Source organism: Massilia sp. YIM B02769 (assembly GCF_030411995.1).
Classification (GTDB): Bacteria; Pseudomonadota; Gammaproteobacteria; order Burkholderiales; family Burkholderiaceae_D; genus Telluria.
Genome location: NZ_JASNRC010000001.1, coordinates 246,762 through 260,350 on the forward strand (window position 1 = coordinate 246,762; position 13,589 = coordinate 260,350).

Sequence of the window (13,589 nt, forward strand, 5' to 3'; positions counted from 1 at the left end):
TGTCGTGACTGGTGCGAGCAATCTTCACCGGCAAGCCGGCGCAACCCTGGCCGAGATGGTGCTGGTAATGGCCGTCCTGGCCATCGCGGCCGCCATCGCCATTCCCCCGGCCGACACCCAGTCGGCCCTCGGCGCCGAGGCCGCCGCCGGCGAAATCGCCCGCGCCGTGCGCTTCGCCCAGCGCGAAGCGGTCCGCACCGGCACCTACCAGTCCATCGTCATCGATACCGCCAGCCAGATGCTGCGGGTCTACCAGCCTGCATCCTCCGGCAACGGCACCACCGCCACCCACCCGATCGACAAGCGCGACTACCTGGTCAACTTCGCCAACGACAGCCTGCCGCAGGCGACCATCGTCAGTTCGGTGTTCCGCTACCAGAGCGGCGCGGTGACCAACGGCGCCATCTTCGGCCCGGACGGCGTGCCGGTCGATATCGCCCCGACCAAGCTCCTGGGCCTGCCGATCGGCTTCCTGCTCGGCACGAAGGAAATCTCGCCGCTCAAGGAGGAAGCCCGCATCACCCTGCGCTACGGCAGTGTCGAACGCGTGGTGCGCGTGGCGCCGGTTACCGGACGGGTGAGCCTGTGACGGCCCGCGCGCACCAGCATGGCTTCTCGTTGGTGGAAGTCATGGTCGCCGTGCTGCTGCTGGCGATCTGCGCCGTGCCGATGATGGAGGCCCTCACCACCGGCTTGACCGTATCGGCCGCCGGCGTCGACAAGGCACGCGAACTGCGCTGCATGAAGAACACGATGGAAGCGGTCCTGGCCGAGCCCTACCAGACCCTGTGGCTGGCGGCTTCCAAGGACAACGCCGCCAGCTACGTGCTGCCGGACGACGCTTCCTGCGCCGGCGTCACGCGCCAGCTTGCCATTTCGCTGTGCGAGCAGACCGGCTCGACCACGGTGTTCCTGACCTCGGGCAGCGCCCAGAACCGGCGCGAAGCGGCGATGCTGTACATCGCCCTGAGCTCGGACAAGGGCTATTCCTTCACCACGATGGTGGCGCGATGAGTCCACGTCTTCCAGTCCGCATCCACGCCCGGGGCCTCAGCCTGGCCGAGCTGCTGCTCGGGCTGGCCATCGGCGCGCTGGTGCTGGCGCCGCTGCCGTCGCTGCTGCAAAGCGCCGGCGCCGCCGCGCGCGTGGCGGCAGACCAGGTCGCCCTCGAGCGCGAGGCCGATTTCGCCCTCGAACGGATCGCCGCGCGCATCCGCGACACCGCGCCGGCGGCCGGCCTGACCGACAAACCGAGCAGCGAATGGCTCAAGCCCGCTGTCTACAGCGTGGCCAACGGCGTGCTGGTCGAGCAGCAGGGTCCGGAACGCTACGTGCTGGCCGAATCGGTGAGCGGCTTCGACATGAGCGCATCCAGCAGCGAAGCCGGCCAGCCGCTGATCAAGGTCAGCCTGGCCCTGGCGCGCGACGGCGCCAGCACCAGCGCCATGACCACTGTGCGCCTGGGGTCGGCCCAGTGAGCGCCGGCATGAAAACACAGCGCGGCGTCCTGCTGCTGCCCGTGGCGCTGACGCTGGCCGTGGTCGCCGCGCTCGCCTACACGATGACGCGCGAAGGCGGCATGAACGTCTCCGCCGTCGACGCCCAGTACGACATCGAGGTGGCGCGCTACCTGGCCGCCAGCGGCATGCAGGTGGCGAAATGGCGCGGCTCGGTCGACGACTGCGACGACGACGAAGCCGGTTACGGCACCCTGCGCCTGCCCGGCGGCAGCGTCACCGTCAGCAGCGCCAAGGAAAACAAGGGCATCCTCACCGTCAGCCTGACCGCCACCACCGAGCGCAAATCGGTCATGGCACTCACGCGCGCCATGCAGATGATCGACCTCGACAACCCGAAGGCGGCCACCATCATCGGTCCGGGCGACGCCGACACCACCATCGTGAAAGGCGGCAGCGCCAGCCTGGCGAACGCCGATACCCTGACCGCCACCGAGGGCAGTGCCCATCCGCTGCTCCTGTTCAAGCTGACGCCCGAACTGGACCGCGCCTCGATCATCCAGGCCGACCTGAAGCTCACCAAGAAATCGGGTAACAACAGCCAGCCCGGCCGCCTGTTGTCCGCGCACCGCATCACGCGCGAGTGGAACAAGAACGCCACCTGGACCAGCCCGCGCGGCGACGCCACGGTCTGGACCACGGCCGGCGGCGACTATGTCGAGACGCCCGCCGCCAGCGTGGTCATCGACCCGGGCAGCGGCGCCTACAACGGTGTATACACCCTGCGCATCGATACGCTGGCCCAGGCCTGGGCCAACAGCCCGCCGGCCAACTACGGCCTGCTGCTGAAACCGACCGCCCTGTCGAACGTCCCCTTCATCAGCTTCGACGGTTCGAGCAAGCCCGAGCTGTCCCTGCGCTATTACAAGCGCTGTACCTGATCCCGCCGTATCTTATTCACGAACAGGCCATGAATCCACCCGCCTTCACCCTCGCCGGCAACGTCGCCAGCGCCTGGTCCTGCCTCGATTTCGGGGCGCCGGAGCTGCGCGCCTACGCCGTCCCCGTCATCACCCGAGAAACCCGGCGCGGCGTGGCCCTGCTCAGCCTGGTCGCCCTGCTGTTCCTGGGCCTGGCCGCCGCCATGTCGGCTGTGTTCGATCTCGGCACCGCTTATACCTACACCTATTCGCTGCTGTGCCTGCTGGCCCTGCACATCTACCTGTCCAGCGCCAGGGTCGAGCAGCTGCGCGCCCTGTACCTGCTGGCGACGCTGCTGCTGGTGGTGTGCGGTTCCTCGCTGGTGCTGCTGGCGCAGCGCTCGGGCCAGCTGCACGCCATGCTGCTCCTGAGCGTGGCGGTGCTGATCATGCTGGTCCCGGTCGTACCCTGGGGCCTGCGCGAAGCGGCGGCGACCACCGGCGCCATCTACCTGATGTTCACGGCCTCGACTTACCTGGGCCGCTACCGCTTCGCCGCGCTCGACCTGTGGGTGCTGCAATGCCTGATGCTGGTGGCCGCCGTGATTTCGCTGGCCCTGGTGGCGCGCGCCCTGCAGCTGCGCAAGCACGACTTGGCGCTGCGCTTCCACCTGGAGCAGGCCCAGCGCGAGCTGATCGAGCTGGCCAACCGCGACCACCTGACCGGCGCCTGGAACCGGCGCCATATCGAACGCGACTTCGAGCACGCGCTGGCGCGCCACCGCGCGCTGGGCGCCGACAGCTGGTTCGCCCTGTTCGACATCGACCGCTTCAAGGCCATCAACGACAACCACGGCCACGGCTGCGGCGACGCGGTCCTGCGCGTGGTGCAGGCCGCCTTTGCCCACCTGGACGGCGAGGCCGAATACCTGGCGCGCCTGGGCGGCGACGAATTCGCACTGGTGATGTACGGCGCCGGCACGCCGGCACGCATCGAAGCGGCGCTGGCCAAGGTGGCGGGCGGCACGCTGCTCCCGGGTCTCCCTCCGGGCGTGGCGCCGACCGTCAGCCTGGGCCTGGTGCGCCTGCCGGTACAGGGTCTCCTGTTCGATGCCGCCTACAAGGCGGCCGACGAATTGCTGTACGCAGCCAAGCACGCCGGCGGCAACGCGATCCGCAGCAGCACGAAAGGCATGAACCCATGAAGGCCTGGCTCTCCTCGTTGGCCGGCAAGGGCGCCGCGGCGCCGGCGCCGATCGGCCTCGATTTCGCGGCCCAGCGCCTGAACCTGCTGCAGGCCATCCCGTCGCCGGATGGCCCGGGCGTGCGCGCGGCGGTCTCGCTGCCGTATCCGGTCGAACGCGCGCAATTGCTGGCCGATGCGCCGCGCCTGAAGCGCTTCGTGCGCGAGGCCCTGCACGCCGCGCCGTTCGCCGGCCGGCGCGTGGTGTCGGTGCTGGCGCCGAGCGAAGTGCGGATCCTGCCGCTGACCGTGCACGTGCAGAATGGAGCAAGCGGCCAGAACGAAGCGCAGGCGGTGGCGAAAGCGGTGCGCGAGCAGCTCGGCGCGGCCGCCGCCGAATCGGTGGTCGATTACTACCAGGTGCGCAGCGTCGAGGCATCCGGCGCCGAGCGCCAGGTGCTGGCGGCGGTGGCATCGACGAAAAACGTGCTGGCCTACCTGGACACCCTGCGCGGCGCCGGCCTGGAGCCGGTGGCGCTCGACATCGGCCCGGCGGCGATCGCACGCCTGCTGGCGGCGATGCAGGAAGACTTCGACCAGTCGGTCCTCCTGATTAATTTCGGCGCCAACAAGAGCTATCTCACCGTGATCTGGGGCCGGCGCCTGATGCTCGACCGCGAGATCGATTTCGGCGAGCAGCAGCTGGTCGAGCGCCTGTCGCGCGCGCTGGGACTGGACACCGAGGTGGCGCTGGCGCTGCTGCGCGAGCACGGCATCGGCACCCCGGCCGGCGCACCCCATGGAAACGGCACCCAGCCCGACATCGGCCGCACCGTGCGCGAGATCCTGTACCAGGAATTCGCGGCCCTGGCCGAGGAGCTGGTGCGCACCCAGGTGTATGTCGCTTCGCGCACGCGCGGCAGCAGCATCAGCCGCGTCTACCTGAACGGCAGCGTGGCGCGCTACCGCCACATCGGCGAGCGGGTGGCGGAGCTGGTGCGCCTGCCGGTGGAACTGCTCGATCCGTTCAAGGCTTTCCATGGCGCGCCAGGGGCGGCGGTGGGCGACGCCCACGCCATCGCCCTGGCCGCCGGCCTGGCACTGCGGGGAGGCGCGCGTGGCTGATATCGACATGATCCCGCGCAGCTACCGCGAAGGCCTGCGCGTACGCCGCACCCTGGCCGCCTACGGCGCGGCGCTGGCGGCGTTGCTGGTCCTTGGCGGCGCCGCCAGCGCCTTCCTGCACTGGCGCGTGGCGACCGAAACGCCGCTGCTGGAAACCGCCCGCGCCGCCTCGGCCCAAGCCGGCGCCATGCGCACCCGGCTGGTGGACGCGCAGGCGCGCAAGGACGCGCTGGCCGACAATGTCGGCGCGCTGGCGGGCCTGCGCGGCGCCGGCGAAGTGGCGGCGCTGGCCAAGGTGCTGGACCAGGCCCTCAACGAGCGCGTCTGGTTCGACACCCTGCGCCTGGCGCGCACCCAGGAAGCGCTGCAGGCGCCGCCCGCGCCGCTGCCGCCGGATACGGTGCAGGCACGTTCCGCCCAGACCGGCGCGACTCAGGCCTGGCGCCTCGGCACCCAGATCGAGATCGCCGGCGGCGCCCTCGACAACGCGGCGATGAGCGCCTTCCTCGCCGCCCTGGCCGCCGATCCGGCGCTGGCCGAGGTGCGCTTCCTGAACAGCAGCACGGCCACGGCGGAAGACGGCGGAACCGTCGGCTTCCATGCCTCCGCCGCACTCGTCAAACACAAGGAGGCGCCATGAACCCCGCCTGGATCCGCAAGGCCGCCGCGCTGCCGGCGCGCCAGCTGCACATGGTCGGCGCCGGCCTGCTGTTGATTGTCGCCGCCGCGCTCTGGTTCTACGCACTGCGCGCCCCGCTGGCGGCCTTGCGCGCAGTGCGCGCCGAGCAGTCGCAACTGGCGCTGGCGGCGGGAGACCCGACCCTGCTGGCAGCCCAGCTGGCCGTGCTCGACACCGACAGTAAGGTGCTGGCGCAACGCCTGGGCGCGGGTGCTGGCCAGGCATCGACGCAGCCCGCGTCGCAAGCCCAGGTGCGCCTGGTCGGCGCCCTCGGCACCCTGGCGCGCGAGCATGGCGTGAACCTGCATGGCGTCGCGCCGGCCCCGGACGAAATGGCGCTGTCGTTTGTGCGCCTCGGCTTCGATGTCGACGCCAGCGGCCCCTACACGGCCCTGGTGGACTGGATGGGCGCCATCGAGCGCGCCCAGCCGACCCTGGCGGTCGCCGGCTTCGAGATGCACGCCGGAGAAACGCCGGGCCAGGTGAGCATGAAGATCCGCGTCGCATCCTATCAAGCGCAGGAGAACGCACCATGAAACGCATCGCCTTTGCCTTCGCCTGCCTGGCGCTGCTGCAGGATGCGGCGGCAGGACCGCTGCGCGATCCGTTCGCACGTCCGGCGCTGCCACCACGCGCCCAGCCGGCCGCCGAGCCGACCGACGAAGCGCAACTTGCCGCCCAGGCAGCGGCCCAGCCGGCGCCCCAGCTGCGCGCGCTCATGGTCACGCCAGGCCGCGCGCTGGCAAACATCAATGGCCAGATCCTCGCCGCCGGCGAGTGGTTCGGCGACTATCAACTGATCAAGGTAGAGGAACGCGGCGTCACGCTGAAGAAGCGCGGCATGACCAGCGTCCTGCTGCTGGACGAGAGCCGCAAATGAAGCACATCAAACACATCGGCATGGCTGCGCTGCTCGGCGCCGCCTTCGCGGCGCACGCCGCACCGCAACGCACGCCGGCGCAGGCCCAGCCGGCCACCGCGGTCTCGTCGACGGTGCCGCCGCTGGGCGCACCGACCTCCTTCGTGTTCCGCGACACGCCGATTGCCGAACTGTTCGAGATGATCTCGCGCCACGAGCGCGTCAACATCATGCTCGGCAAGGGCGTCACCGGCAACGTCGCGGTGAGCCTGTACGACATGACGCCGCGCCAGGCGATTTTCGCGATTGCCGAGGCGGGCGGCTACCAGGTGCTGACGCGCGAGAACGGCTACATGATCGTCAACCCGGCCGACGCCGGCGCGGCCGGCACGCCGCCCTCCGTGAACATGGAAGTGCGCGCGCTGAAGGTGCTGTACTCGGAACCGCAGGTCGTGGCCGACATCCTGTCGAAGCACGTCGGCCGCGGCGGCAAGGTCACCGTGCTGCCCTCGCGCCGCACCCTGGTGGTCGAAGACACGCCGGAAGGCATGGCGCGCATCGTGGCGCTGCTGCGCGAGATCGACACCCAGCCGCAGCAGATCATGATCGAGGCGAAGATCCTCGAGATCACGCTCGACGAGAACGAGAACTTCGGCATCGAGTGGAACAAGGTCTTCAGCGGCGACGGCGTGAACCGCATCGGCACCAGCCGCCTGGTCGAGCGCACCACGCCCGGCCTGGTGTTCAACTTCGTGAACCGGAATGTCGACGTCTTCCTGAACGCGCTGAACAACAAGGGCCGGGTGCGCACCCTGGCCACGCCGAAGCTGCTGACCCTGGAAAACCAGGAAGCGACGACCAACATCGGCGACAAGCTGGGCTACCGCGTGACCACCACCATCAACAACGTCACCAGCGAAACCATCGAGTTCCTGGAGACCGGCGTGATCCTGCGCGTGACGCCGTCGGTCGACGCCGATGGGCGCATCGCCCTGCGCGTGCGTCCGGAGGTCAGCTCGGGCACCCTGCTTGGCGGGATTCCATCGAAGAAGACCACCGAGGTGAATACCCAGCTGGTGGCGGAGAACGGGCAATCCATCCTGATCGGCGGCCTGATCAAGGCCACCTCGGGCGTGCGCCGCACCGGCGTGCCGCTGCTGGGCGACGTGCCCGTGGTCGGCAAGCTGTTCACCAACAACGAACACACAGGCACCTCGACCGAGACCGTCGTCCTGATCACGCCGCGCATCGTGCCGACCCGCCCGGCCGGCGCCGACGTGCAGGACATCGAGCGCGTCGAGCAGACGGCAGGGGAGATCCAGGACGCGTTCAAGGGACCGGCGAAGCTGCGTTGAGGCAGCGTGCATGGAACTGACAAGGAGAATTGTCGCCAAACTTTACAGCTGACGATCACGACTTTTGGTTATTGCGGCTAAGTGTTTGTTTTCGTTAATTTTTATTAATTGGCACAAACATTGCTCAGATGATAGATACAACAACTACCTAGGGATATCCATCATGCTGAAAAAATCCGTTTTAGTCTCTACCCTTGCTTCCATCCTTGCCCTGGCCAGCGTGGCCGCCAGCGCCGCACCGATCACCTTCGATGTCAACACCACCATCATGCAGGGCCGTGCCCAGAACGATCACGGCGGCTGCTTCGACAGCAGCGACATCGTCGGCCTGCCGCGTGGCGGCGCCATTGAAATCGATCCGGGCTGTTCGAGCGACTACCTCGACCTGGCCATGGTCGGCGGGGGCATTTTCGCCACTGGCGAAGGCAATGCGCTCAAGCTCTTCAATGCGGGTGACCTCATCGGCGACGCCAGCATCGGCGAAAATACCGACCAGAACGGATGGGCCTATGCCATATACGAGGGCTGGGCGTCCGCGGGCTGGGAGGAATCCTTCACCAACCGCTTTATCGGCTTCATGACCCGCAACGGCAACTACGGCTACATCAGCGCCGATTGGGACTACAACACCCGCACCGGTATCGGCATCCTGAGCCTGGGCAAGGGCGCCTACGAGTCGGAACGCGGCGTCGGCATCGCGGCCGTGGGCGAAGTGCCGGAACCGGCATCGCTGGCCCTGCTGGGCCTGGGCCTGCTGGGCGCAGGCGCTGCACGGCGCCGCAAGCAGAAGTAAGTAAATAAGTAAGCGACGCACCATGAAAAATGGCCTCGTTCGAGGCCATTTTTCGTCAAAGTCATGCATGCATTGGTGGGTTCGAGAACCCACCCTACGCCGATGCGTTCGGACATGCCTGCCAGGTAGGGTGGGTTCTCGAACCCACCATGCCAATCAGGCAGCGGCCACGCCCGCGTTATGCGCCTGCTGGTCGGCGTGGTACGAGGAGCGCACCATCGCGCCCACGGCCGCGTGCACGAAGCCCATCTCGTAGGCCGCTTCCTCGAACTTCTTGAATTGGTCCGGGTGCACGTAGCGGCGCACCGGCAGGTGCGAGTTCGACGGCGCCAGGTACTGGCCGATAGTCAGCATGTCGATGTCGTGCGCGCGCATGTCGCGCATCACTTGCAGGATTTCCTCATCGGTCTCGCCCAGGCCGACCATGATGCCCGACTTGGTCACCGCGTTCGGGTACATCTTTTTGAAGTCGCGCAGCAGCACCAGCGAGTGCTGGTAGTCGGCCCCCGGGCGCGCTTCCTTGTACAGGCGCGGCACGGTTTCCAGGTTATGGTTCATCACGTCCGGCAAGCCGTCGGCGAAGATGTTCAGCGCCTTTTCCAGGCGGCCGCGGAAGTCCGGCACCAGTACTTCGATCTTGGTGTTCGGCGACAAGGCGCGGGTCTTGGTGATGCACTCGACGAAGTGGCCGGCGCCGCCGTCGCGCAGGTCGTCGCGGTCGACCGAGGTGATCACCACATACGACAGGCGCAGGTCGGCAATCGTCTTGGCCAGGTTGCCCGGCTCGTTCACGTCCAGCGGGTCCGGACGGCCATGGCCGACGTCGCAGAACGGGCAGCGGCGCGTGCACTTGTCGCCCATGATCATGAAGGTCGCGGTGCCCTTGCCGAAGCATTCGCCGATGTTCGGGCAGCTGGCTTCCTCGCACACGGTGACCAGGTTGTTGGCGCGCAGGATGTCCTTGATTTCGTAGAAACGCGAGGAGGCGGTGGCCGCTTTCACGCGGATCCAGTCCGGCTTCTTCAGGCGCTCGGCGTCGGCGATCGGCACGATCTTGATCGGGATGCGCGAGGTCTTGCTGGCGCCCTTCTGCTTGTCGCTGGCGTTGTAGGCGGCGCCGGGGGCGTCGTTGGCAGGAGTCAGAACGGTATCGGTGTCGGTAGTCATGTCGCTCATGCCCGCAGGGGCTCAATTGAATTGTTCGGTTCGGCAGGATCGGATGCCAGCTGGCGCACCAGTTCGCGCGCCAATGCGTGTTGCACGTCGGCGAGGGGCGCTTCGACGCCCATGGTGCGCATGTCGACGGTGGCCAGGCCCGAGTAGCCGCAAGGATTGATCCACGAGAACGGCGCCAGGTCCATCGCCACGTTCAGCGAGACCCCGTGGTAGGTGCAGCCGTTGCCGCGCACTTTCAGGCCGAGGGCGGCGATCTTCGCGCCCCGGCGCGGACCGTCGGCGATATAGATGCCGGGCGCGCCGGCCACGCGTTCGCCCCCGAGATTATACGCCGCCAGCACATCGATGACCGCCTGTTCGATTTTTGCCACAAATTGTCGGGCATACAATTTACCGCCCGGCTTGTTGCGGCGCAGGTCCATCAGCAGGTAGATCACCACCTGGCCGGGGCCGTGGTAGGTGACTTCGCCGCCGCGGTCGGTCTGCACCACGGGGATGTCGTGCGCCGGAACGCCGGGGCCGGCCAGCAGGTGACCGCGGTCGGCGCCCAGGCCCAGGGTGAATACCGGCGGATGCTCGACGATCCACAACTCGTCGGGCGTGTCGGGCGTGCGCGCATCGGTAAAGGCGCGCATTGCGGCAAAGGTCGGTTCGTAGTCGGCGCGGCCGAGCGCGCGGATGAGCGGGCTGGCGGGACGGGTCGGGTGCATGGGAATCCGGTCGGGGAGGGTCACGGCCCCGACATTATATGCCAGTGCCCCCGGCGCTGCCGGGGCCTGGTAAGGACTTTCGTTACAGAACGATCTTGACCATCGGGTGCGACGACAGGGTGCGGTAGATGTCGTCGAGCTGCTCGCGGCTGGTGGCGCGCACGATGCAGGTCAGTCCGGTGTAGTTGCCCTTGCCGGATGGACGCACTTCCATGCGGCCATGGTGGAAGGTCGGGTCGAAACCGGTGACCACTTCGACGATGGTGGCGGCAAAGGCGTCGTGCGTCGGGCCCATCACCTTGATCGGGAAGTCGCTCGGGTATTCGATGAGGGATTCTTTGGGGTCCATTGTTCAATTCCTGTGCAAAAGCACATTGTAGCGAATGCGCGCGCGGAATGTGCCGGGCGAGCTGCCTGGGGGGCTCGCCCGGCGCGGCGCTGTCTCTTCAAACCGGGCCAGGCGTGGCTCAGCGCTCCATCTGGCGCACCGCACCGCGGCGCCCGCCGCCGTCATCGCTCCGGGCCGGCGCCGCGCGTGGCGCCGGCTCGGCGCGTGGAGCGGGTTCGGCGCGCGGCGTCGGCTCAGGACGCGGCGTCGGCTCGGCGCGGGGAGCCGGTGCGGCACGCGGCGTCGGCTCGGGGCGTGGCGGCGGTGGCGCCACCGCCGCCGGCGCCTGGCGCGACGCCTGCTGCTGGGCACGCGCCGCCGCTGCCGCCGCGGCGGCTTCCATCGCGCCGGCGCTGCCGAAGCGGCCCGCATCGCGCGGCACGTCGCGCGGCGTCTCGCGCTGAATATCGCGCATGTCGCGCCGTACATCGCGCTGCACCTCGCGCTGCACCTCGCGCGGGACATCGCGCACCGGGTTGCGCTGCGGTTCCGGCTGGGCGCCCAGCACCGGCGCCGGCACGGTCACGACCGGGCGCGGCGCGGCCGGCGCTTCAGGTTCGGCCCGCCCCTGCTGGTAGCGGTTGCGGCGCTCTTCGAACCCGCGCAGCTCGTTGCGGACACGCTCGTCGCGGCTGCCGCCCACGATCATCTGCGGGGTGTTGCCGATCACGGTCGGCTGGGGTGCGCCCGGCGCGATCGTCGCCACCGGCGCCGGCTGGGCGGTCGGCACCGGCACCGGCCGCTCGCCGCGTACATAGTCGGGACGGCTGCCCGGCCGGCCGAGACCACGGGCGGCTTCCTGGGTGGCGTTACGCACGGCATTGCCCACGGCGCCCTGGTTGCTGCCGAATTTCACCGGCGGCGTGGGCGGCAGCGCCACCGGCGCGCGGTCCCAGTTGGCCGGCGGGTTGGCGCGCGGTTCGCGCGGCACGATCACTTCGCCGCGCTGGCCGAAGCGGTCCTGCGGCACCACGGTCAATCCCTCGCGCCGGTAGTCGCGCTTTTTGCCGTCGTGCCGGCCGTCGCGGTCGCGCCCGCGCGCCGCCTGCCAGGCGAGGCGCCGCAGGTGGTCGTCCGACAAGCGGTAGCCCGGCACGAAGCGTTCGTGCGGCGCCAGCGGATACCAGCCCTGGCCAACGGAAGGACGCGCATTGAAATTCAGGTTCCAGCCGGCGCCGCCGACCCAGCCGACCAGGGCCGGCGCCCACACCGGGCGACGTTCATGGTGGCCCGGTGCCCAGGCCCAGCGCCGGTTGACCTGCACCCAGCGGCCATAGTGGAAGGGCGCGTAGCCCCAGGGCGCGTTGTCGACCCAGGTCCAGCCCCAGGGCGCGATCCAGGTCCAGCGGCCATCGCGGTAGGGCACCCAGGTCGAGGACACCGACGGTATCCAGAGGGCGCCGTATTCGTTGTCGTCCCTCCAGCTGCCGTAGCGGTCGAGGTCTTCGTATCCCGTCATTTCGCGCGGGATGTAGCGGGTGGCGAGCACCGCGTCGGCCTGGCGGTCGCGCTCGCGCGCCCAGTCGTCGAAGGCATCGGCCAGGGCCGGCGCGGTGCGCAGGTCGGGCCCGGTGATGTCGGCGCGGCGTCCGGCGCGAACGGTCAGGCGTTCTCCGCCGCCTTCGACGATGGCAACGCCGTCGAAGACATTGATGCTGCTGGTGTCGGCGCGCAGCTCGGCGTCCACGCGCAGGCGCCCGGCTTCCTGCATCGTCACGCGGCCCTGGGGCGTGGACAGCTCGAAGCCGGCCAGCACGTCGGGATTCAGGATGCGGATGTTGACGCTGCCGTAGTGCAGGCGCAGGCGCAGGTTGTCATCGTCGAGCTGGATCACCTCGAGGCTGGAGTCGCCGTCGAGGCGGATCGCACTCGACCCCACGCGCAGCTCGGTGCGCGCCCCCTGCGCCGTGGTCAGGGTGTTGCTGGACGTGACGGGCCAGTTGACCAGGGCGGTGCTGGCGCCTTCCCCTTGCCCTGCGCTGATGCCGACCTGTCCCTGGGCCAGGGCGATGCGGCCGACCTGGGCCGGCGGATCATCGGCCAGCGCCAGCTTGGAGGCGAAGGCGGAACTGAGCGCGAGCGCGAGGAGCGCAGCGTTTTTCATCAGAAAGCGTGGTTTCATCGAAGGCTCCAGGGGTGGGGACGGAAGGCGTCTACCTGATTACAACGCACGGCGAAGCGCGCGGACAACGCGGGTTACAGACGGTTTCAACTTGTGCATGAGCGAAACATACACGGGTTCGCCAACACCGTGGAAAGCCTCAGTGTGCGCCTGCTCTTTTCACGAAGAACAGCATGGAGCCGACCACGATCAGCACCGCGCCGAAGAAGCGGTTCTGGATGCGCATCGCACGCGCATCGCGGAACAGGCGCTGCATCGACGACGCCAGGAAGGCGTAGCCGTGCATGACCAGGCTGTCGATGGTGACCATGGTCACGCCCAGGATCAGCAGCTGCGGCAGCAGCGGCGCATCCTTGGAAATGAACTGCGGCAGCACCGCGACCATGAAGATGATGCCTTTCGGATTCGTGGCATTCGTCAGGAAGCCGGTCAGCACGCGCTTGCCGAAGGGCGGGTGGGCAGCCAGGCCGGCTGCGCTGGCCGTGGGGCCGGCCTCGGCCTTCGAGCGCATTTGCGAGATGCCGAGATAGATCAGGTACAGCGCGCCGATGACTTTCACCACGGTGAAGGCGGTTTCGGAGGCCAGCAGCAGCGAACCGACGCCGGCGCCGGCGATCGCCAGCACCAGGATCAGGCCCAGCTGCAGGCCGAGCACGGTGGCGCTGGCTTTCTTCACCCCGTAGGCCAGGCCATGGGACATCGACAGCACGGCGCCCGATCCCGGCGAAATGGCGATGACGGTGCCGGCGATGACGAAGGCGAACCAGGTGGCGAAAGGCATGGGGAACTCGGAAGAACGGAAGGAGGAGAAACGAACACTGA

General features: G+C 68.6%; 16 protein-coding genes. 11 read left to right on the forward strand and 5 right to left on the reverse strand.

Going from position 1 to position 13,589, the window contains the following annotated elements; genetic code table 11:
- Positions 1-4 precede the first annotated feature (4 nt).
- From QPK31_RS01135 to QPK31_RS01185, 11 genes are all read left to right on the forward strand, one after another.
- The gene (locus QPK31_RS01135; RefSeq protein ID WP_374045773.1) at positions 5-589 is read left to right on the forward strand and encodes a prepilin-type N-terminal cleavage/methylation domain-containing protein; all 585 of its coding nucleotides are present in this window, start codon (positions 5-7) and stop codon (positions 587-589) included.
- Entirely contained in the window at positions 586-1,014 is a 429-nt protein-coding gene (locus QPK31_RS01140; RefSeq protein WP_290421104.1) for a prepilin-type N-terminal cleavage/methylation domain-containing protein, read from the forward strand. The genes QPK31_RS01135 and QPK31_RS01140 overlap by 4 nt, the downstream gene beginning before the upstream one ends.
- Positions 1,011-1,478, forward strand: coding sequence for a hypothetical protein (locus QPK31_RS01145; RefSeq protein WP_290421105.1), 468 nt, complete (start codon positions 1,011-1,013; stop codon positions 1,476-1,478). Before QPK31_RS01140 ends, QPK31_RS01145 begins: the two co-directional genes overlap by 4 nt.
- Positions 1,479-1,486: 8 nt before the next feature.
- Positions 1,487-2,398, forward strand: a complete 912-nt coding sequence (locus tag QPK31_RS01150; RefSeq protein ID WP_290421106.1) for a DNRLRE domain-containing protein — start codon at positions 1,487-1,489, stop codon at positions 2,396-2,398.
- A 29-nt stretch (positions 2,399-2,427) separates the two neighbouring features.
- Positions 2,428-3,582 (forward strand): GGDEF domain-containing protein, encoded by a 1,155-nt coding sequence (locus QPK31_RS01155; RefSeq protein ID WP_290421107.1) that lies wholly within the window; start codon positions 2,428-2,430, stop codon positions 3,580-3,582.
- Complete coding sequence (pilM, locus tag QPK31_RS01160) at positions 3,579-4,685, forward strand: pilus assembly protein PilM (RefSeq protein ID WP_290421108.1); 1,107 nt, start codon at positions 3,579-3,581, stop codon at positions 4,683-4,685. Before QPK31_RS01155 ends, pilM begins: the two co-directional genes overlap by 4 nt.
- Positions 4,678-5,325 carry a PilN domain-containing protein gene (locus tag QPK31_RS01165; protein WP_290421109.1) on the forward strand — a complete coding sequence of 216 codons (648 nt, stop codon included), beginning with the start codon at positions 4,678-4,680 and terminating at the stop codon, positions 5,323-5,325. The genes pilM and QPK31_RS01165 overlap by 8 nt, the downstream gene beginning before the upstream one ends.
- Positions 5,322-5,900 (forward strand): GspMb/PilO family protein, encoded by a 579-nt coding sequence (locus QPK31_RS01170; protein ID WP_290421110.1) that lies wholly within the window; start codon positions 5,322-5,324, stop codon positions 5,898-5,900. Before QPK31_RS01165 ends, QPK31_RS01170 begins: the two co-directional genes overlap by 4 nt.
- Positions 5,897-6,244 (forward strand): hypothetical protein, encoded by a 348-nt coding sequence (locus QPK31_RS01175; protein ID WP_290421111.1) that lies wholly within the window; start codon positions 5,897-5,899, stop codon positions 6,242-6,244. Before QPK31_RS01170 ends, QPK31_RS01175 begins: the two co-directional genes overlap by 4 nt.
- Positions 6,241-7,578: a type II secretion system protein GspD gene (locus QPK31_RS01180; RefSeq protein ID WP_290421112.1), complete on the forward strand. Its 1,338-nt coding sequence runs from the start codon at positions 6,241-6,243 to the stop codon at positions 7,576-7,578. The genes QPK31_RS01175 and QPK31_RS01180 overlap by 4 nt, the downstream gene beginning before the upstream one ends.
- A 163-nt stretch (positions 7,579-7,741) precedes the next feature.
- The gene (locus QPK31_RS01185; RefSeq protein WP_290421113.1) at positions 7,742-8,371 is read left to right on the forward strand and encodes a PEP-CTERM sorting domain-containing protein; all 630 of its coding nucleotides are present in this window, start codon (positions 7,742-7,744) and stop codon (positions 8,369-8,371) included.
- Positions 8,372-8,527: 156 nt separating this feature from the next.
- Here QPK31_RS01185 and lipA read toward each other — a convergent pair whose 3' ends face one another.
- The 5 genes from lipA to QPK31_RS01210 all read right to left on the reverse strand — a co-directional run bounded on the left by lipA (position 8,528) and on the right by QPK31_RS01210 (position 13,548).
- Positions 8,528-9,547 (reverse strand): lipoyl synthase, encoded by a 1,020-nt coding sequence (gene lipA / locus QPK31_RS01190; RefSeq protein ID WP_374045774.1) that lies wholly within the window; start codon positions 9,545-9,547, stop codon positions 8,528-8,530.
- Complete coding sequence (gene lipB, locus QPK31_RS01195) at positions 9,544-10,257, reverse strand: lipoyl(octanoyl) transferase LipB (protein WP_290421114.1); 714 nt, start codon at positions 10,255-10,257, stop codon at positions 9,544-9,546. The genes lipA and lipB overlap by 4 nt, the downstream gene beginning before the upstream one ends.
- Before the next feature lie 82 nt (positions 10,258-10,339).
- Positions 10,340-10,606: a DUF493 family protein gene (locus QPK31_RS01200; protein ID WP_229436307.1), complete on the reverse strand. Its 267-nt coding sequence runs from the start codon at positions 10,604-10,606 to the stop codon at positions 10,340-10,342.
- Between the two features lie 118 nt (positions 10,607-10,724).
- Positions 10,725-12,767 carry a DUF6600 domain-containing protein gene (locus QPK31_RS01205; RefSeq protein ID WP_290421115.1) on the reverse strand — a complete coding sequence of 681 codons (2,043 nt, stop codon included), beginning with the start codon at positions 12,765-12,767 and terminating at the stop codon, positions 10,725-10,727.
- A 139-nt stretch (positions 12,768-12,906) separates the two neighbouring features.
- Positions 12,907-13,548, reverse strand: coding sequence for a LysE family transporter (locus QPK31_RS01210; RefSeq protein WP_290421116.1), 642 nt, complete (start codon positions 13,546-13,548; stop codon positions 12,907-12,909).
- Positions 13,549-13,589 lie beyond the last annotated feature (41 nt).